We start from the raw sequence: 18402 nt of genomic DNA, 5'->3' as shown, positions 1-18402 counted from the left end.
GCCGCTCAGTAGATCCTTGCGGATCGGCTGGCGGCGTTTTGCTTTTTATTCTGTCTCAACTCTGGATGTTTCATGAAGCAACTCACCATTCTGGGCTCGACCGGCTCGATTGGTTGCAGCACGCTGGACGTGGTGCGCCATAATCCCGAACACTTCCGCGTAGTTGCGCTGGTGGCAGGCAAAAATGTCACTCACATGGTAGAACAGTGCCTGGAATTCTCTCCCCGCTATGCCGTAATGGACGATGAAGCGAGTGCGAAACTTCTTAAAACGATGCTACAGCAACAGGGTAGCCGCACCGAAGTCTTAAGTGGGCAACAAGCCGCTTGCGATATGGCAGCGCTTGAGGATGTTGATCAGGTGATGGCAGCCATTGTTGGCGCTGCTGGGCTGTTACCTACGCTTGCTGCGATCCGCGCGGGTAAAACCATTTTGCTGGCCAATAAAGAATCACTGGTTACCTGCGGACGTCTGTTTATGGACGCCGTAAAGCAGAGCAAAGCGCAATTGTTACCGGTCGATAGCGAACATAACGCCATTTTTCAGAGTTTACCGCAACCTATCCAGCATAATCTGGGATACGCTGACCTTGAGCAAAATGGCGTGGTGTCCATTTTACTTACCGGGTCTGGTGGCCCTTTCCGTGAGACGCCATTGCGCGATTTGGCAACAATGACGCCGGATCAAGCCTGCCGTCATCCGAACTGGTCGATGGGGCGTAAAATTTCTGTCGATTCGGCTACCATGATGAACAAAGGTCTGGAATACATTGAAGCGCGTTGGCTGTTTAACGCCAGCGCCAGCCAGATGGAAGTGCTGATTCACCCGCAGTCAGTGATTCACTCAATGGTGCGCTATCAGGACGGCAGTGTTCTGGCGCAGCTGGGGGAACCGGATATGCGTACGCCAATTGCCCACACCATGGCATGGCCGAATCGCGTGAACTCTGGCGTGAAGCCGCTCGATTTTTGCAAACTAAGTGCGTTGACATTTGCCGCACCGGATTATGATCGTTATCCATGCCTGAAACTGGCGATGGAGGCGTTCGAACAAGGCCAGGCAGCGACGACAGCATTGAATGCCGCAAACGAAATCACCGTTGCTGCTTTTCTTGCGCAACAAATCCGCTTTACGGATATCGCCGCGTTGAATTTATCCGTACTGGAAAAAATGGATATGCGCGAACCACAATGTGTGGACGATGTGTTATCTGTTGATGCGAACGCGCGTGAAGTCGCCAGAAAAGAGGTGATGCGTCTCGCAAGCTGAGGATAATCCGGCTACAGAGAGTCGCGCTATTTGTTAGCGTAGGGCTTCAGTGATATAGTCTGCGCCATCTGATCGTAAGTAGTTGGCTTTATAAGGTCAGGTATGCCGTGGTTTTACACGGCTTTTTTTTGTATAGGCTTCAGTATTCCTGAGTACCGTAAACCCTGTCAGGGAATAAAAAACGCGTGATGTTGTCTGCTACTCAACCACTTAGCGAAAAATTGCCAGCGCATGGCTGTCGTCATGTTGCGATCATTATGGACGGCAATGGTCGCTGGGCAAAAAAGCAAGGGAAGATTCGTGCCTTTGGGCATAAAGCCGGGGCAAAATCCGTCCGCCGGGCTGTCTCTTTTGCGGCCAACAACGGTATTGAGGCGTTAACTCTGTATGCCTTTAGTAGTGAAAACTGGAACCGACCAGCGCAGGAAGTCAGTGCGTTAATGGAACTGTTTGTGTGGGCGCTTGATAGCGAAGTAAAGAGTCTGCACCGACATAACGTGCGTCTGCGTATTATTGGCGATACCAGTCGCTTTAACTCGCGTTTGCAAGAACGTATTCGTAAATCTGAAGCGCTAACAGCCGGGAATACCGGTCTGACGCTGAATATTGCGGCGAACTACGGTGGACGTTGGGATATAGTCCAGGGAGTCAGGCAACTGGCTGAAAAGGTGCAGCAAGGAAACCTGCAACCAGATCAGATAGATGAAGAGATGCTAAACCAGCATGTCTGTATGCATGAACTGGCCCCTGTAGATTTAGTAATTAGGACTGGGGGGGAGCATCGCATTAGTAACTTTTTGCTTTGGCAAATTGCCTATGCCGAACTTTACTTTACAGATGTTCTCTGGCCCGATTTCGATGAACAAGACTTTGAAGGGGCGTTAAATGCCTTTGCTAATCGAGAGCGTCGTTTCGGCGGTACCGAGCCCGGTGATGAAACAGCCTGATGGGGGTCGCTTTTGCTGAAGTATCGCCTGATATCTGCTTTTGTGTTAATACCCGTCGTCATCGCGGCGTTGTTTCTGTTGCCGCCGGTGGGGTTCGCCATTGTAACGCTGGTGGTCTGCATGCTGGCAGCGTGGGAATGGGGACAGCTTAGCGGTTTTACCACTCGCTCGCAGCGAGTATGGTTGGCGGTGTTATGCGGGTTATTGTTGGCGCTGATGCTTTTTCTGTTGCCGGAATATCACCGAAATATTCATCAACCGCTGGTTGAAATCTCACTTTGGGCTTCGCTGGGTTGGTGGATTGTCGCGCTATTGCTGGTGCTGTTTTACCCAGGTTCCGCAGCAATCTGGCGTAACTCTAAAACATTGCGCCTTATTTTTGGCGTGCTAACCATTGTTCCCTTCTTCTGGGGCATGCTGGCGTTACGGGCCTGGCACTACGACGAGAATCATTACAGTGGCGCAATATGGCTGCTCTATGTCATGATCCTGGTATGGGGCGCTGACTCTGGCGCATATATGTTTGGCAAATTGTTTGGTAAACATAAGCTGGCACCGAAGGTTTCTCCGGGTAAAACCTGGCAAGGCTTTATAGGTGGACTCGCGACTGCAGCGGTAATCTCATGGGGTTATGGCATGTGGGCGAATCTCGACGTCGCTCCCGTCACCTTACTCATTTGCTCTATTGTCGCAGCGTTAGCCTCAGTGCTCGGCGATCTGACCGAGAGTATGTTTAAGCGTGAAGCAGGAATTAAGGACAGCGGTCATTTAATTCCAGGACACGGTGGTATTTTAGATCGTATTGATAGCCTGACGGCTGCGGTACCGGTCTTTGCTTGCTTGTTGTTACTGGTATTCAGGACGCTTTAACGGAAGGTAATATGCTGAGTTTTCTCTGGGATTTGGCTTCGTTCATCGTTGCACTGGGTGTACTTATCACCGTGCATGAATTTGGTCATTTCTGGGTTGCCCGGCGTTGTGGTGTTCGCGTTGAGCGTTTCTCAATAGGGTTTGGTAAGGCGCTCTGGCGGCGAACTGATAAGCTCGGCACCGAATATGTTATCGCCCTGATCCCGTTGGGCGGTTATGTCAAAATGCTGGATGAGCGCGCAGAACCGGTCCTTCCGGAACTCCGCCACCATGCCTTCAATAATAAATCTGTCGGCCAACGAGCGGCGATTATTGCCGCAGGTCCGGTTGCAAACTTCATTTTTGCTATCTTTGCCTACTGGCTGGTTTTTATTATTGGTGTGCCTGGCGTACGTCCGGTGGTTGGCGAAATAGCAGCCAATTCGATAGCTGCGGAAGCACAAATTGCACCAGGTACGGAACTAAAAGCCGTAGATGGTATCGAAACGCCTGATTGGGATGCCGTGCGTTTGCAGTTGGTCGATAAAATTGGCGATGAAAGCACCACCATTACGGTAGCGCCATTTGGCAGCGACCAACGGCAAGATGTAAAGCTCGATTTACGTCACTGGGCGTTTGAGCCTGATAAAGAAGATCCGGTAACTTCGCTGGGGATTCGTCCTCGTGGGCCGCAAATTGAACCTGTACTGGAAAATGTGCAGCCAAACTCGGCGGCAAGCAAGGCAGGTTTGCAAGCAGGCGACAGGATCGTTAAAGTCGATGGTCAGCCCTTAACGCAGTGGGTGACCTTTGTGATGCTTGTCCGGGATAACCCGGGTAAATCCTTAGCGTTAGAAATCGAAAGGCAGGGGAGTCCCTTGTCTTTGACATTAATCCCGGAGAGTAAACCGGGTAATGGTAAAGCGATTGGTTTTGTCGGTATTGAGCCGAAAGTCATTCCTTTGCCTGATGAGTATAAAGTTGTACGCCAGTATGGGCCGTTCAACGCCATCGTCGAAGCCACGGACAAAACGTGGCAGTTGATGAAGCTGACGGTCAGTATGCTGGGAAAATTGATCACCGGTGATGTGAAACTGAACAACCTCAGTGGGCCGATCTCTATCGCCAAGGGGGCTGGGATGACAGCGGAACTCGGGGTTGTTTATTACCTGCCGTTTCTTGCGCTTATTAGCGTGAACTTAGGGATAATTAACCTGTTTCCGTTGCCCGTACTTGACGGGGGGCATCTGCTGTTCCTTGCGATCGAAAAGATCAAGGGCGGACCGGTATCCGAGCGGGTTCAAGACTTTTGTTATCGCATTGGCTCGATTTTGCTGGTGCTGTTAATGGGGCTTGCACTTTTCAATGATTTCTCTCGGTTATGAGAGTTAGTTAGGAAGAACGCATAATAACGATGGCGATGAAAAAGTTGCTCATAGCGTCGCTGCTGTTTAGCAGCGCCACCGTATACGGTGCTGAAGGGTTCGTAGTGAAAGATATTCATTTCGAAGGCCTTCAGCGTGTCGCCGTTGGTGCGGCCCTCCTCAGTATGCCGGTGCGCACAGGCGACACGGTTAATGATGAAGATATCAGTAATACCATTCGCGCTCTGTTTGCTACCGGCAACTTTGAGGATGTTCGCGTCCTTCGTGATGGTGATACCCTTCTGGTTCAGGTAAAAGAACGTCCGACCATTGCCAGCATTACTTTCTCCGGTAACAAATCGGTGAAAGATGACATGCTGAAGCAAAACCTCGAGGCTTCTGGCGTGCGTGTGGGCGAATCCCTCGATCGCACCACCATTGCCGATATCGAGAAAGGTCTGGAAGACTTCTACTACAGCGTCGGTAAATATAGCGCCAGCGTTAAAGCTGTCGTGACCCCGCTGCCGCGCAACCGTGTTGACCTAAAACTGGTGTTCCAGGAAGGTGTGTCAGCTGAAATCCAGCAAATTAACATTGTTGGTAACCATGCTTTCACCACCGACGAACTGATCTCTCATTTCCAACTGCGTGACGAAGTGCCGTGGTGGAACGTGGTCGGCGATCGTAAATACCAGAAACAGAAACTGGCGGGCGACCTTGAAACCCTGCGCAGTTACTATCTGGATCGCGGTTATGCCCGTTTCAACATCGACTCTACCCAGGTCAGTCTGACGCCAGATAAAAAAGGTATTTACGTCACGGTGAACATCACCGAAGGCGATCAGTACAAGCTTTCTGGCGTTGAAGTGAGCGGCAACCTTGCCGGGCACTCCGCTGAAATTGAGCAGCTGACTAAGATCGAGCCGGGCGAGCTGTATAACGGCACCAAAGTGACCAAAATGGAAGATGACATTAAAAAGCTTCTTGGTCGCTATGGTTATGCCTATCCGCGCGTACAGTCGATGCCTGAAATTAACGATGCCGACAAAACCGTTAAATTACGCGTGAACGTTGATGCGGGTAACCGTTTCTACGTGCGTAAGATCCGTTTTGAAGGTAACGATACCTCGAAAGATGCCGTCCTGCGTCGCGAAATGCGTCAGATGGAAGGTGCATGGCTGGGGAGCGATCTGGTCGATCAGGGTAAGGAGCGTCTGAATCGTCTGGGCTTCTTTGAAACTGTCGATACCGATACCCAACGTGTTCCGGGTAGCCCGGACCAGGTTGATGTAGTCTACAAGGTGAAAGAACGTAACACCGGTAGCTTCAACTTCGGGATTGGTTACGGTACTGAAAGTGGCGTGAGCTTCCAGGCTGGTGTGCAACAGGATAACTGGTTAGGTACGGGTTATGCTGTTGGTATCAACGGGACCAAAAACGATTACCAGACCTATGCTGAACTGTCGGTAACCAACCCGTACTTCACCGTAGATGGCGTAAGCCTCGGTGGTCGTCTCTTCTATAATGACTTCCAGGCAGATGACGCCGACCTGTCCGACTATACCAACAAGAGTTATGGTACAGACGTGACGTTGGGCTTCCCGATCAACGAATATAACTCGCTGCGTGCAGGTCTGGGTTATGTACATAACTCCCTGTCCAACATGCAGCCTCAGGTTGCGATGTGGCGTTATCTGTACTCTATGGGTGAACATCCGAGCACCTCTGATCAGGATAACAGCTTCAAAACGGACGACTTCACGTTCAACTATGGTTGGACCTACAACAAGCTTGACCGTGGTTACTTCCCGACAGATGGTTCACGGGTCAACCTGACCGGTAAAGTGACCATTCCGGGATCGGATAACGAATACTACAAAGTGACGTTAGACACGGCGACTTATGTGCCGATCGATGACGATCACAAATGGGTTGTTCTGGGTCGTACCCGCTGGGGCTATGGTGATGGTTTAGGCGGCAAAGAGATGCCGTTCTACGAGAACTTCTATGCCGGTGGTTCCAGCACCGTGCGTGGCTTCCAGTCCAATACCATTGGTCCGAAAGCAGTTTACTTCCCGCATCAGGCTAGTAATTATGATCCGGACTATGATTACGAATGTGCGACTCAGGACGGCGCGAAAGACCTGTGTAAATCGGATGATGCTGTAGGCGGTAACGCTATGGCGGTTGCCAGCCTCGAGTTCATCACCCCGACGCCGTTCATTAGCGACAAGTATGCTAACTCGGTTCGTACTTCCTTCTTCTGGGATATGGGTACCGTTTGGGATACAAACTGGGATTCCAGCCAATATTCTGGATATCCGGACTATAGTGATCCAAGCAATATCCGTATGTCTGCGGGTATCGCATTACAATGGATGTCCCCATTGGGGCCGTTGGTGTTCTCCTACGCCCAGCCGTTCAAAAAGTACGATGGAGACAAGGCAGAACAGTTCCAGTTTAACATCGGTAAAACCTGGTAAGTGTTCTCCACAAAGGAATGTAGTGGTAGTGTAGCGATGACTTTAGGCGATCAATATAAGATCGCCGGGCCACGCAAAGAACTGCACCCTCCGGTGCAAATGGGATGGTAAGGAGTTTATTGTGAAAAAGTGGTTATTAGCTGCAGGTCTCGGTTTAGCACTGGCAACTTCTGCTCAGGCGGCTGACAAAATTGCAATCGTCAATATGGGCAGCCTGTTCCAGCAGGTAGCGCAGAAAACCGGTGTTTCTAACACGCTGGAAAATGAGTTCAAAGGCCGTGCCAGCGAACTGCAGCGTATGGAAACCGATCTGCAGGCTAAAATGAAAAAACTGCAGTCCATGAAAGCGGGCAGCGATCGCACCAAACTGGAAAAAGACGTGATGGCTCAGCGCCAGACTTTTGCTCAGAAAGCGCAGGCTTTTGAGCAGGATCGCGCACGTCGTTCCAACGAAGAACGCGGCAAACTGGTTACTCGTATCCAGACTGCTGTGAAATCCGTTGCCAACAGCCAGGATATCGATCTGGTTGTTGATGCAAACGCCGTTGCTTACAACAGCAGCGATGTAAAAGACATCACTGCCGACGTACTGAAACAGGTTAAATAAGTAATGCCTTCAATTCGACTGGCTGATTTAGCGCAGCAGTTGGATGCAGAACTACACGGTGATGGCGATATCGTCATCACCGGCGTTGCGTCCATGCAATCTGCACAAACAGGTCACATCACGTTCATGGTTAACCCAAAATACCGTGAGCATTTAGGCTTGTGCCAGGCGTCCGCGGTTGTCATGACCCAGGACGATCTTCCTTTCGCGAAAAGTGCCGCGGTGGTAGTGAAGAATCCCTACCTGACTTACGCGCGCATGGCGCAAATTTTAGATACCACGCCGCAGCCCGCGCAGAACATTGCACCCAGTGCGGTGATCGACGCGACGGCGAAGCTGGGTAACAACGTATCGATTGGCGCTAACGCGGTGATTGAGTCCGGCGTTGAACTGGGCGATAACGTGATTATCGGTGCCGGTTGCTTCGTAGGTAAAAACAGCAAAATCGGTGCAGGTTCGCGTCTCTGGGCGAATGTAACCATTTACCATGAGATCCAGATCGGTCAGAATTGCCTGATCCAGTCCGGAACAGTGGTAGGCGCAGACGGCTTTGGTTATGCCAACGATCGTGGTAACTGGGTGAAGATCCCACAGATTGGTCGCGTAATTATTGGCGATCGTGTGGAGATCGGCGCATGTACTACCATCGATCGCGGCGCGCTGGATGACACTGTTATTGGCAATGGCGTGATCATTGATAACCAGTGCCAGATTGCACATAACGTCGTGATTGGCGACAATACGGCAGTTGCCGGTGGCGTCATTATGGCGGGCAGCCTGAAAATTGGTCGTTACTGCATGATCGGCGGAGCCAGCGTAATCAACGGGCATATGGAAATATGCGACAAAGTGACGGTTACGGGCATGGGTATGGTGATGCGTCCCATCACTGAACCAGGCGTCTATTCCTCAGGCATTCCGCTGCAACCCAACAAAGTCTGGCGCAAAACCGCGGCACTGGTGATGAACATTGATGACATGAGCAAGCGTCTGAAATCGCTTGAGCGCAAGGTTAATCAACAAGACTAACGTTCCATCTTTTGTTCGCCAAACTTTACGGCCTGTCTCATTCTTACGATTGCGGCAGGCCGTGTTATTATTGTCGTTTCTTATATTTTGACAGGAAGAGTATCTTGACTACTAACACTCATACTCTGCAGATTGAAGAGATTTTAGAACTTCTGCCGCACCGTTTCCCGTTCTTACTGGTGGATCGCGTGCTGGATTTTGAAGAAGGTCGTTTTCTGCGCGCAGTAAAAAATGTCTCTGTCAATGAGCCATTCTTCCAGGGCCATTTCCCTGGAAAACCGATTTTCCCGGGTGTGCTGATTCTGGAAGCAATGGCACAGGCAACAGGTATTCTGGCGTTTAAAAGCGTAGGAAAACTGGAACCGGGTGAGCTGTACTACTTCGCCGGTATTGACGAAGCGCGCTTCAAGCGCCCGGTCGTGCCTGGCGATCAAATGATCATGGAAGTCACTTTCGAAAAAACGCGCCGCGGCCTGACCCGTTTTAAAGGGGTTGCTCTGGTCGACGGTAAAGTAGTTTGCGAAGCAACGATGATGTGTGCTCGTAGCCGGGAGGCCTGATACGTGATTGATAAATCCGCCTTTGTGCATCCAACCGCCATTGTGGAAGAGGGCGCGTCGATTGGCGCTAACGCTCACATTGGTCCTTTTTGTATCGTTGGACCCCATGTCGAAATTGGTGAGGGTACCGTACTGAAATCTCACGTTGTCGTGAATGGTCATACTAAAATTGGCCGCGATAATGAGATTTATCAGTTCGCCTCCATCGGCGAAGTTAACCAGGATCTGAAATATGCTGGCGAACCGACCCGCGTGGAAATCGGCGATCGTAACCGCATTCGCGAAAGCGTCACCATTCATCGTGGCACAGTCCAGGGCGGTGGATTGACGAAGGTGGGCAGCGACAACTTACTGATGATCAACGCGCACATTGCGCACGATTGTACGGTAGGTAACCGCTGTATTCTCGCCAACAACGCAACGCTGGCGGGTCACGTATCGGTTGACGACTTCGCGATCATCGGCGGCATGACCGCAGTCCATCAGTTCTGCATCATTGGTGCGCATGTGATGGTTGGCGGCTGCTCCGGTGTGGCGCAGGACGTCCCTCCTTATGTCATTGCGCAGGGTAACCACGCAACACCGTTCGGTGTCAATATCGAAGGGCTGAAGCGCCGCGGATTCAGCCGTGAGGCGATTACCGCTATCCGCAATGCGTATAAGCTGATTTATCGTAGCGGTAAAACGCTCGATGAAGTGAAACCGGAAATTGCTGAACTGGCGGAAACATATCCGGAAGTGAAAGCCTTTACCGATTTCTTTGCACGCTCAACGCGCGGTCTGATTCGTTAATGACTGAACAGCGTCCATTAACGATTGCCCTGGTCGCCGGAGAAACCTCCGGCGATATCCTGGGGGCCGGTTTAATCCGCGCTCTGAAAGAACGTGTGCCCAACGCCCGCTTTGTTGGTGTTGCCGGGCCACGAATGCAGGCTGAAGGCTGCGAAGCCTGGTACGAAATGGAAGAACTGGCGGTGATGGGCATTGTTGAAGTGCTCGGGCGTCTGCGTCGCTTACTGCATATTCGTGCCGATCTGACAACGCGTTTTGGCGAACTGAAGCCAGATGTTTTTGTCGGTATTGATGCCCCTGACTTCAATATTACCCTTGAAGGTAACCTCAAAAAGCAGGGTATCAAAACCATTCATTACGTCAGTCCGTCCGTCTGGGCGTGGCGACAGAAACGCGTTTTCAAAATAGGCAGAGCCACCGATCTGGTGCTCGCATTTCTGCCTTTCGAAAAAGCGTTTTATGACAAATACAACGTACCGTGCCGCTTTATCGGTCATACCATGGCTGATGCCATGCCATTAGATCCAGATAAAAATGGTGCCCGTGATGTACTGGGGATCCCTCACGATGCCCACTGTCTGGCATTGTTGCCGGGCAGCCGTGGTGCAGAAGTCGAAATGCTTAGTGCCGATTTCCTGAAAACAGCCCAGCTTTTGCGCCAGACATATCCGGATCTCGAAATCGTGGTGCCGCTGGTGAATGCCAAACGCCGCGAGCAGTTTGAACGCATCAAAGCTGAAGTTGCGCCAGACCTGTCGGTTCATATGCTGGATGGGATGGGCCGTGAGGCGATGGTCGCCAGTGATGCGGCACTACTGGCGTCGGGGACGGCAGCACTGGAGTGCATGCTGGCGAAATGCCCGATGGTAGTGGGATATCGCATGAAGCCTTTTACCTTCTGGCTGGCGAAGCGACTGGTGAAAACTGATTATGTCTCTCTACCCAATTTGCTGGCGGGCAGAGAGTTAGTCAAAGAGTTATTGCAGGAAGAGTGTGAGCCGCAAAAACTGGCTGCGGCGCTGTTACCGCTGTTGGCGAACGGGAAAACCAGCCACGCGATGCACGACACCTTCCGTGAACTGCATCAGCAGATCCGCTGCAATGCCGATGAGCAGGCGGCACAAGCCGTTCTGGAGTTAGCACAATGATCGAATTTGTTTATCCGCACACGCAGCTGGTTGCGGGTGTGGATGAAGTCGGACGCGGGCCGTTAGTTGGCGCGGTCGTCACCGCTGCGGTGATCCTTGACCCATCGCGCCCGATTGCCGGGCTGAATGATTCCAAAAAGCTGAGCGAAAAACGCCGTCTGGCGCTCTATGAAGAGATCAAAGAGAAAGCGTTGAGCTGGAGTCTGGGCCGCGCGGAACCCCACGAAATCGACGAGCTGAATATTTTACACGCGACCATGCTGGCGATGCAGCGTGCCGTCGCTGGGCTGCATATTGCGCCGGAATATGTGTTGATTGATGGTAACCGCTGCCCGAAATTACCGATGCCTGCGATGGCTGTGGTGAAAGGCGATAGCCGCGTACCGGAAATCAGTGCCGCGTCTATCCTGGCGAAAGTGACGCGTGACGCCGAAATGGCGGCGCTGGATATTGTTTTCCCGCAATATGGTTTTGCCCAACACAAAGGGTATCCAACTGCTTTTCATCTGGAAAAACTGGCTGAATATGGCGCGACTGAACATCATCGTCGCAGCTTTGGGCCTGTCAAACGCGCACTGGGACTTGCGTCCTGATTCTTGTGTCGAGATTAAGTAAACCGGAATCTGAAGATGTCTGAACCACGTTTCGTACACCTGCGGGTGCACAGCGACTACTCGATGATCGATGGCCTGGCCAAAACCGCGCCGCTGGTAAAAAAGGCGGCGGCGTTAGGGATGCCAGCACTGGCGATCACCGATTTCACCAACCTTTGCGGTCTGGTGAAGTTCTACGGAGCGGGACATGGCGCAGGGATTAAGCCTATCGTCGGGGCAGATTTTAATGTCCAGTGCGACCTGCTGGGTGATGAGTTAACTCACCTGACGGTGCTGGCGGCGAACAATACCGGCTATCAGAATCTGACGTTGCTGATCTCAAAAGCGTATCAGCGCGGGTACGGTGCTGCCGGGCCGATCATCGATCGCGACTGGCTTATCGAATTAAACGAAGGGCTGATCCTTCTTTCTGGCGGGCGCATGGGCGACGTCGGACGCAGTCTTTTGCGTGGTAACAGCGCGCTGGTAGATGAGTGTGTCGCGTTTTATGAAGAACACTTCCCGGATCGCTATTTTCTCGAGCTGATCCGCACCGGAAGGCCGGACGAAGAAAGCTATCTGCACGCTGCGGTGGAACTGGCGGAAGCGCGCGGTTTGCCCGTCGTAGCGACCAACGACGTGCGCTTTATCGACAGCAGCGACTTTGACGCACACGAAATCCGCGTCGCGATCCACGACGGCTTTACCCTAGATGATCCTAAACGCCCGCGTAACTATTCGCCGCAGCAATATATGCGTAGCGAAGAGGAGATGTGCGAGCTGTTTGCCGACATCCCCGAAGCCCTTGCCAACACCGTTGAGATCGCCAAACGCTGTAACGTAACTGTGCGTCTTGGTGAATACTTCCTGCCGCAGTTCCCGACCGGGGACATGAGCACCGAAGATTATCTGGTCAAGCGTGCAAAAGAAGGCCTGGAAGAGCGTCTGGCCTTTTTATTCCCTGATGAGGAAGAACGTCTTAAGCGCCGCCCGGAATATGACGAACGTCTGGAGACTGAACTTCAGGTTATCAACCAGATGGGCTTCCCGGGCTACTTCCTCATCGTTATGGAATTTATCCAGTGGTCGAAAGATAACGGCGTACCGGTAGGGCCAGGCCGTGGCTCCGGTGCGGGTTCACTGGTGGCCTACGCGCTGAAAATCACCGACCTTGATCCGCTGGAATTTGACCTGCTGTTCGAACGTTTCCTTAACCCGGAACGTGTCTCCATGCCTGACTTTGACGTTGACTTCTGTATGGAGAAACGCGATCAGGTTATCGAACACGTGGCGGACATGTACGGTCGTGATGCGGTATCGCAGATCATCACCTTCGGTACGATGGCGGCGAAAGCGGTGATCCGCGACGTAGGTCGCGTGCTGGGGCATCCGTACGGCTTTGTCGATCGTATCTCGAAACTGATCCCGCCCGATCCGGGGATGACGCTGGCGAAAGCGTTTGAAGCCGAGCCGCAGCTGCCGGAAATCTACGAAGCGGATGAAGAAGTTAAGGCGCTGATCGACATGGCGCGCAAACTGGAAGGGGTCACCCGTAACGCCGGTAAGCACGCCGGTGGGGTGGTTATCGCACCGACCAAAATTACCGATTTTGCGCCGCTTTACTGCGATGAAGAGGGCAAACATCCGGTCACCCAGTTTGATAAAAGCGACGTTGAATACGCCGGACTGGTGAAGTTCGACTTCCTTGGTTTGCGTACGCTCACCATCATCAACTGGGCGCTGGAGATGATCAACAAGCGGCGGGCGAAGAATGGCGAGCCGCCGCTGGATATCGCCGCGATCCCGCTGGATGATAAGAAAAGCTTCGACATGCTGCAACGCTCGGAAACCACGGCGGTATTCCAGCTTGAATCGCGCGGTATGAAAGACCTGATCAAGCGTCTGCAACCTGACTGCTTCGAAGATATGATCGCACTGGTGGCACTGTTCCGCCCTGGTCCGTTGCAGTCAGGGATGGTGGATAACTTTATCGACCGTAAACATGGTCGCGAAGAGATCTCCTATCCGGACGTACAGTGGCAGCATGAAAGCCTGAAACCGGTACTGGAGCCAACCTACGGCATCATCCTGTATCAGGAACAGGTCATGCAGATTGCGCAGGTGCTTTCTGGTTATACCCTCGGTGGCGCGGATATGCTGCGTCGTGCGATGGGTAAGAAAAAGCCGGAAGAGATGGCTAAGCAGCGTTCTGTATTTGCTGAAGGTGCAGAAAAGAACGGAATCAACGCTGAACTGGCGATGAAAATCTTCGACCTGGTGGAAAAATTCGCTGGTTACGGATTTAACAAATCGCACTCTGCGGCCTATGCTTTGGTGTCATATCAAACGTTATGGCTGAAAGCGCACTATCCGGCGGAGTTTATGGCGGCGGTAATGACCGCCGATATGGACAACACCGAGAAGGTGGTGGGCCTGGTGGATGAGTGCTGGCGGATGGGGCTGAAAATCCTGCCACCAGATATAAACTCCGGTCTTTACCATTTCCACGTCAACGACGACGGCGAAATCGTGTATGGTATTGGCGCGATCAAAGGGGTCGGTGAAGGTCCGATTGAGGCCATCATCGAAGCCCGTAATAAAGGCGGCTACTTCCGCGAACTGTTTGATCTCTGCGCCCGAACCGACACCAAAAAGTTAAACCGGCGGGTGCTGGAAAAACTGATCATGTCCGGGGCGTTTGACCGTCTTGGGCCACACCGCGCGGCGCTGATGAACTCGCTGGGCGATGCGTTAAAAGCGGCAGATCAACACGCGAAAGCGGAAGCTATCGGTCAGGCCGATATGTTCGGCGTGCTGGCCGAAGAGCCGGAACAAATTGAACAATCCTACGCCAGCTGCCAACCGTGGCCGGAGCAGGTGGTGTTAGATGGGGAACGTGAAACGTTAGGTCTGTACCTGACGGGACACCCTATCAACCAGTATTTAAAAGAGATTGAGCGTTATGTCGGAGGCGTAAGGCTGAAAGACATGCACCCGACAGAACGTGGTAAAGTCATCACGGCTGCGGGGCTCGTTGTTGCCGCGCGGGTTATGGTCACCAAGCGCGGCAATCGTATCGGTATCTGCACGCTGGATGACCGTTCCGGGCGGCTGGAAGTGATGTTGTTTACTGACGCCCTGGATAAATACCAGCAATTGCTGGAAAAAGACCGCATACTTATCGTCAGCGGACAGGTCAGCTTTGATGACTTCAGCGGTGGGCTTAAAATGACCGCTCGCGAAGTGATGGATATTGACGAAGCCCGGGAAAAATATGCTCGCGGGCTTGCTATCTCGCTGACGGACAGGCAAATTGATGACCAGCTTTTAAACCGACTCCGTCAGTCTCTGGAACCCCACCGCTCTGGGACAATTCCAGTACATCTCTACTATCAGAGGGCGGATGCACGCGCGCGGTTGCGTTTTGGCGCGACGTGGCGTGTCTCTCCGAGCGATCGTTTATTAAACGATCTCCGTGGCCTCATTGGTTCGGAGCAGGTGGAACTGGAGTTTGACTAATACAGGAATACTATGAGTCTGAATTTCCTTGATTTTGAACAGCCGATTGCAGAGCTGGAAGCGAAAATCGATTCTCTGACTGCGGTTAGCCGTCAGGATGAGAAACTGGATATTAACATCGATGAAGAAGTGCATCGTCTGCGTGAAAAAAGCGTAGAACTGACGCGTAAAATCTTCGCCGATCTTGGTGCATGGCAGATTGCGCAACTGGCACGCCATCCACAGCGTCCTTATACCCTGGATTACGTTCGCCTGGCATTTGATGAATTTGACGAACTGGCTGGCGACCGCGCGTATGCAGACGATAAAGCTATCGTCGGTGGTATCGCCCGTCTCGATGGTCGTCCGGTGATGATCATTGGTCATCAAAAAGGTCGTGAAACCAAAGAAAAAATTCGCCGTAACTTTGGTATGCCAGCGCCAGAAGGTTACCGCAAAGCACTGCGTCTGATGCAAATGGCTGAACGCTTTAAGATGCCAATCATCACCTTTATCGACACCCCGGGGGCTTATCCGGGCGTGGGCGCAGAAGAGCGCGGTCAGTCTGAAGCCATTGCACGCAACCTGCGTGAAATGTCTCGCCTTAGCGTACCGACTATTTGTACCGTTATCGGTGAAGGTGGTTCTGGCGGCGCGCTGGCGATTGGCGTGGGCGATAAAGTGAATATGCTGCAATACAGCACCTATTCCGTTATCTCGCCGGAAGGTTGTGCGTCCATTCTGTGGAAGAGCGCCGACAAAGCGCCGCTGGCGGCTGAAGCGATGGGTATCATTGCTCCGCGTCTGAAAGAACTGAAACTGATCGACTCCATCATCCCGGAACCGCTGGGTGGTGCTCACCGTAACCCGGAAGCGATGGCGGCATCGTTGAAAGCGCAACTGCTGGCGGATCTGGCCGATCTCGACGTGTTAAGCACTGAAGATTTAAAAAATCGTCGTTATCAGCGCCTGATGAGCTACGGTTACGCGTAATTCGCAAAAGTTCTGAAAAAGGGGTCACTTCGGTGGCCCTTTTTTATCGCCACGGTTTGAGCAGGCTATGATTAAGGAAGGATTTTCCAGGAGGAACACATGAACATCATTGCCATTATGGGACCGCATGGCGTCTTTTATAAAGATGAGCCCATCAAAGAACTGGAGTCGGCGCTGGTGGCGCAAGGCTTTCAGATTATCTGGCCACAAAACAGCGTTGATTTGCTGAAATTTATCGAACATAACCCACGAATTTGCGGCGTGATTTTTGACTGGGATGAGTACAGTCTCGATTTATGTAGCGATATCAATCAACTTAATGAATATCTTCCGCTTTATGCCTTTATCAACACCCACTCGACGATGGATGTCAGCGTGCAGGATATGCGGATGGCGCTCTGGTTTTTTGAATATGCGCTGGGGCAGGCAGAAGATATCGCCATTCGTATTCGTCAGTACACTAACGAATATCTTGATAACATTACACCGCCGTTCACGAAAGCCTTGTTTACCTACGTCAAAGAGCGGAAGTACACCTTTTGTACGCCGGGTCATATGGGCGGCACCGCATATCAAAAAAGCCCGGTTGGCTGTCTGTTTTATGATTTTTTCGGCGGGAATACTCTTAAGGCTGATGTCTCTATTTCGGTTACCGAGCTTGGTTCGTTGCTCGACCACACCGGGCCACACCTGGAAGCGGAAGAGTACATCGCGCGGACTTTTGGCGCGGAACAGAGTTATATTGTTACCAACGGAACATCGACGTCGAACAAAATTGTGGGTATGTACGCCGCGCCATCCGGCAGTACGCTGTTGATCGACCGCAATTGTCATAAATCGCTGGCGCATCTGTTGATGATGAACGATGTAGTGCCAGTCTGGCTGAAACCGACGCGTAATGCGTTGGGGATTCTTGGTGGGATCCCGCGCCGTGAATTTACTCGCGACAGCATCGAAGAGAAAGTCGCTGCTACCACGCAAGCACAATGGCCGGTTCATGCGGTGATTACCAACTCCACCTATGATGGCTTGCTCTACAACACCGACTGGATCAAACAGACGCTGGATGTCCCGTCGATTCACTTCGATTCTGCCTGGGTGCCGTACACCCATTTTCATCCGATCTACCAGGGTAAAAGTGGTATGAGCGGCGAGCGTGTTGCGGGAAAAGTGATCTTCGAAACGCAATCGACCCACAAAATGCTGGCGGCGTTATCGCAGGCTTCGCTGATCCACATTAAAGGCGAGTATGACGAAGAGGCGTTTAACGAAGCCTTTATGATGCATACCACCACCTCGCCCAGTTATCCCATTGTTGCTTCGGTTGAGACGGCGGCGGCGATGCTGCGTGGTAATCCGGGCAAACGGCTGATTAACCGTTCGGTGGAGCGGGCGCTGCATTTTCGCAAAGAGGTCCAGCGGCTGCGGGAAGAGTCTGACGGTTGGTTTTTCGATATCTGGCAACCGCCGCAGGTGGATGAAGCCGAATGCTGGCCCGTTGCGCCTGGCGAACAGTGGCACGGCTTTAACGATGCGGATGCCGATCATATGTTTCTCGATCCGGTTAAAGTCACTATTTTGACACCGGGGATGGACGAGCAGGGCAATATGAGCGAGGAGGGGATCCCGGCGGCGCTGGTAGCAAAATTCCTCGACGAACGAGGGATCGTAGTAGAGAAAACCGGTCCTTATAACCTGCTGTTTCTCTTTAGTATTGGAATCGATAAAACCAAAGCAATGGGATTATTGCGTGGGTTGACGGAATTTAAGCGCTCTTACGATCTCAACCTGCGGATCAAAAATATGCTACCCGATCTCTATGCTGAAGATCCCGATTTCTACCGCAATATGCGCATTCAGGATCTGGCGCAAGGGATCCATAAGCTGATTCGTAAACACGATCTTCCCGGTTTGATGTTGCGGGCATTTGATACCTTGCCGGAGATGATCATGACGCCACATCAGGCATGGCAGAGGCAAATTAAAGGCGAAGTAGAAACCATTGCGCTGGAACAACTGGTCGGTAGAGTATCGGCAAATATGATCCTGCCTTATCCACCTGGCGTACCGCTGCTGATGCCAGGAGAAATGCTGACCGAGGAGAGCCGCACGGTACTCGATTTTCTACTGATGCTTTGTTCTGTAGGGCAACATTACCCCGGTTTTGAAACGGATATTCACGGCGCGAAACAGGACGAAGACGGCGTTTACCGCGTACGAGTCCTAAAAATGGCGGGATAACTTGCCAGAGCGGCTTCCGGGCGAGTAAC

The 18402-nt window shown here is 52.1% G+C and carries 14 protein-coding genes; all 14 read left to right on the top strand.

The features are described from left to right. Nucleotides 1–72 precede the first annotated feature (72 nt). The gene (gene ispC / locus ACJHYR_RS10445; protein ID WP_032204246.1) at nucleotides 73–1269 is read left to right on the top strand and encodes a 1-deoxy-D-xylulose-5-phosphate reductoisomerase; all 1197 of its coding nucleotides are present in this window, start codon (nucleotides 73–75) and stop codon (nucleotides 1267–1269) included. Nucleotides 1270–1457: 188 nt separating this feature from the next. Next, nucleotides 1458–2216: a (2E,6E)-farnesyl-diphosphate-specific ditrans,polycis-undecaprenyl-diphosphate synthase gene (gene ispU / locus ACJHYR_RS10440; RefSeq protein ID WP_001295562.1), complete on the top strand. Its 759-nt coding sequence runs from the start codon at nucleotides 1458–1460 to the stop codon at nucleotides 2214–2216. Nucleotides 2217–2228: 12 nt separating this feature from the next. Beyond that, complete coding sequence (gene cdsA, locus ACJHYR_RS10435) at nucleotides 2229–3086, top strand: phosphatidate cytidylyltransferase (RefSeq protein WP_000922446.1); 858 nt, start codon at nucleotides 2229–2231, stop codon at nucleotides 3084–3086. Nucleotides 3087–3097: 11 nt separating this feature from the next. Beyond that, nucleotides 3098–4450 carry a sigma E protease regulator RseP gene (gene rseP / locus ACJHYR_RS10430; protein WP_001306222.1) on the top strand — a complete coding sequence of 451 codons (1353 nt, stop codon included), beginning with the start codon at nucleotides 3098–3100 and terminating at the stop codon, nucleotides 4448–4450. 29 nt (nucleotides 4451–4479) lie between these two features. Beyond that, entirely contained in the window at nucleotides 4480–6912 is a 2433-nt protein-coding gene (bamA, locus tag ACJHYR_RS10425; RefSeq protein ID WP_001240896.1) for an outer membrane protein assembly factor BamA, read from the top strand. A gap of 121 nt (nucleotides 6913–7033) precedes the next feature. After that, entirely contained in the window at nucleotides 7034–7519 is a 486-nt protein-coding gene (gene skp, locus ACJHYR_RS10420) for a molecular chaperone Skp (protein ID WP_000758956.1), read from the top strand. A gap of 3 nt (nucleotides 7520–7522) precedes the next feature. After that, nucleotides 7523–8548 carry a UDP-3-O-(3-hydroxymyristoyl)glucosamine N-acyltransferase gene (lpxD, locus tag ACJHYR_RS10415; RefSeq protein WP_001139298.1) on the top strand — a complete coding sequence of 342 codons (1026 nt, stop codon included), beginning with the start codon at nucleotides 7523–7525 and terminating at the stop codon, nucleotides 8546–8548. Between the two features lie 104 nt (nucleotides 8549–8652). Next, the gene (fabZ, locus tag ACJHYR_RS10410; protein ID WP_000210739.1) at nucleotides 8653–9108 is read left to right on the top strand and encodes a 3-hydroxyacyl-ACP dehydratase FabZ; all 456 of its coding nucleotides are present in this window, start codon (nucleotides 8653–8655) and stop codon (nucleotides 9106–9108) included. A 3-nt stretch (nucleotides 9109–9111) separates the two neighbouring features. Beyond that, the gene (gene lpxA, locus ACJHYR_RS10405) at nucleotides 9112–9900 is read left to right on the top strand and encodes an acyl-ACP--UDP-N-acetylglucosamine O-acyltransferase (RefSeq protein ID WP_000565966.1); all 789 of its coding nucleotides are present in this window, start codon (nucleotides 9112–9114) and stop codon (nucleotides 9898–9900) included. Beyond that, nucleotides 9900–11048, top strand: a complete 1149-nt coding sequence (gene lpxB, locus ACJHYR_RS10400) for a lipid-A-disaccharide synthase (RefSeq protein ID WP_000139686.1) — start codon at nucleotides 9900–9902, stop codon at nucleotides 11046–11048. The genes lpxA and lpxB overlap by 1 nt, the downstream gene beginning before the upstream one ends. Next, a complete protein-coding gene (rnhB, locus tag ACJHYR_RS10395) occupies nucleotides 11045–11641 on the top strand; it encodes a ribonuclease HII (protein WP_000569441.1) in 597 nt (198 codons plus the stop codon). The genes lpxB and rnhB overlap by 4 nt, the downstream gene beginning before the upstream one ends. A 36-nt stretch (nucleotides 11642–11677) precedes the next feature. Beyond that, entirely contained in the window at nucleotides 11678–15160 is a 3483-nt protein-coding gene (gene dnaE, locus ACJHYR_RS10390; protein WP_001294757.1) for a DNA polymerase III subunit alpha, read from the top strand. Between the two features lie 12 nt (nucleotides 15161–15172). Next, nucleotides 15173–16132 (top strand): acetyl-CoA carboxylase carboxyl transferase subunit alpha, encoded by a 960-nt coding sequence (gene accA / locus ACJHYR_RS10385; protein ID WP_000055746.1) that lies wholly within the window; start codon nucleotides 15173–15175, stop codon nucleotides 16130–16132. Nucleotides 16133–16231: 99 nt separating this feature from the next. Continuing rightward, on the top strand, nucleotides 16232–18373 hold the full coding sequence (ldcC, locus tag ACJHYR_RS10380; protein ID WP_059328301.1) for a lysine decarboxylase LdcC: 2142 nt from the start codon (nucleotides 16232–16234) through the stop codon (nucleotides 18371–18373). Nucleotides 18374–18402: the final 29 nt, after the last annotated feature.

It is taken from the genome of Escherichia sp. WS1450 (assembly GCF_046487395.1).
Lineage (GTDB): Bacteria > Pseudomonadota > Gammaproteobacteria > Enterobacterales > Enterobacteriaceae > Escherichia > Escherichia coli.
Note: the sequence above shows the minus strand (reverse complement) of the source record. Positions and strands in the feature narration are given on the sequence as shown.

What these genes read in the sequence shown, in the direction of transcription:
- lpxD (WP_001139298.1), top strand. Translation starts at nt 7,523, where the DNA reads ATGCCTTCAATTCGACTGGCTGATTTAGCGCAGCAGTTGGATGCAGAA.
- bamA (WP_001240896.1), top strand. Translation starts at nt 4,480, where the DNA reads ATGGCGATGAAAAAGTTGCTCATAGCGTCGCTGCTGTTTAGCAGCGCC.
- rseP (WP_001306222.1), top strand. Translation starts at nt 3,098, where the DNA reads ATGCTGAGTTTTCTCTGGGATTTGGCTTCGTTCATCGTTGCACTGGGT.
- dnaE (WP_001294757.1), top strand. Translation starts at nt 11,678, where the DNA reads ATGTCTGAACCACGTTTCGTACACCTGCGGGTGCACAGCGACTACTCG.
- rnhB (WP_000569441.1), top strand. Translation starts at nt 11,045, where the DNA reads ATGATCGAATTTGTTTATCCGCACACGCAGCTGGTTGCGGGTGTGGAT.
- ldcC (WP_059328301.1), top strand. Translation starts at nt 16,232, where the DNA reads ATGAACATCATTGCCATTATGGGACCGCATGGCGTCTTTTATAAAGAT.
- lpxB (WP_000139686.1), top strand. Translation starts at nt 9,900, where the DNA reads ATGACTGAACAGCGTCCATTAACGATTGCCCTGGTCGCCGGAGAAACC.
- ispC (WP_032204246.1), top strand. Translation starts at nt 73, where the DNA reads ATGAAGCAACTCACCATTCTGGGCTCGACCGGCTCGATTGGTTGCAGC.
- ispU (WP_001295562.1), top strand. Translation starts at nt 1,458, where the DNA reads ATGTTGTCTGCTACTCAACCACTTAGCGAAAAATTGCCAGCGCATGGC.
- accA (WP_000055746.1), top strand. Translation starts at nt 15,173, where the DNA reads ATGAGTCTGAATTTCCTTGATTTTGAACAGCCGATTGCAGAGCTGGAA.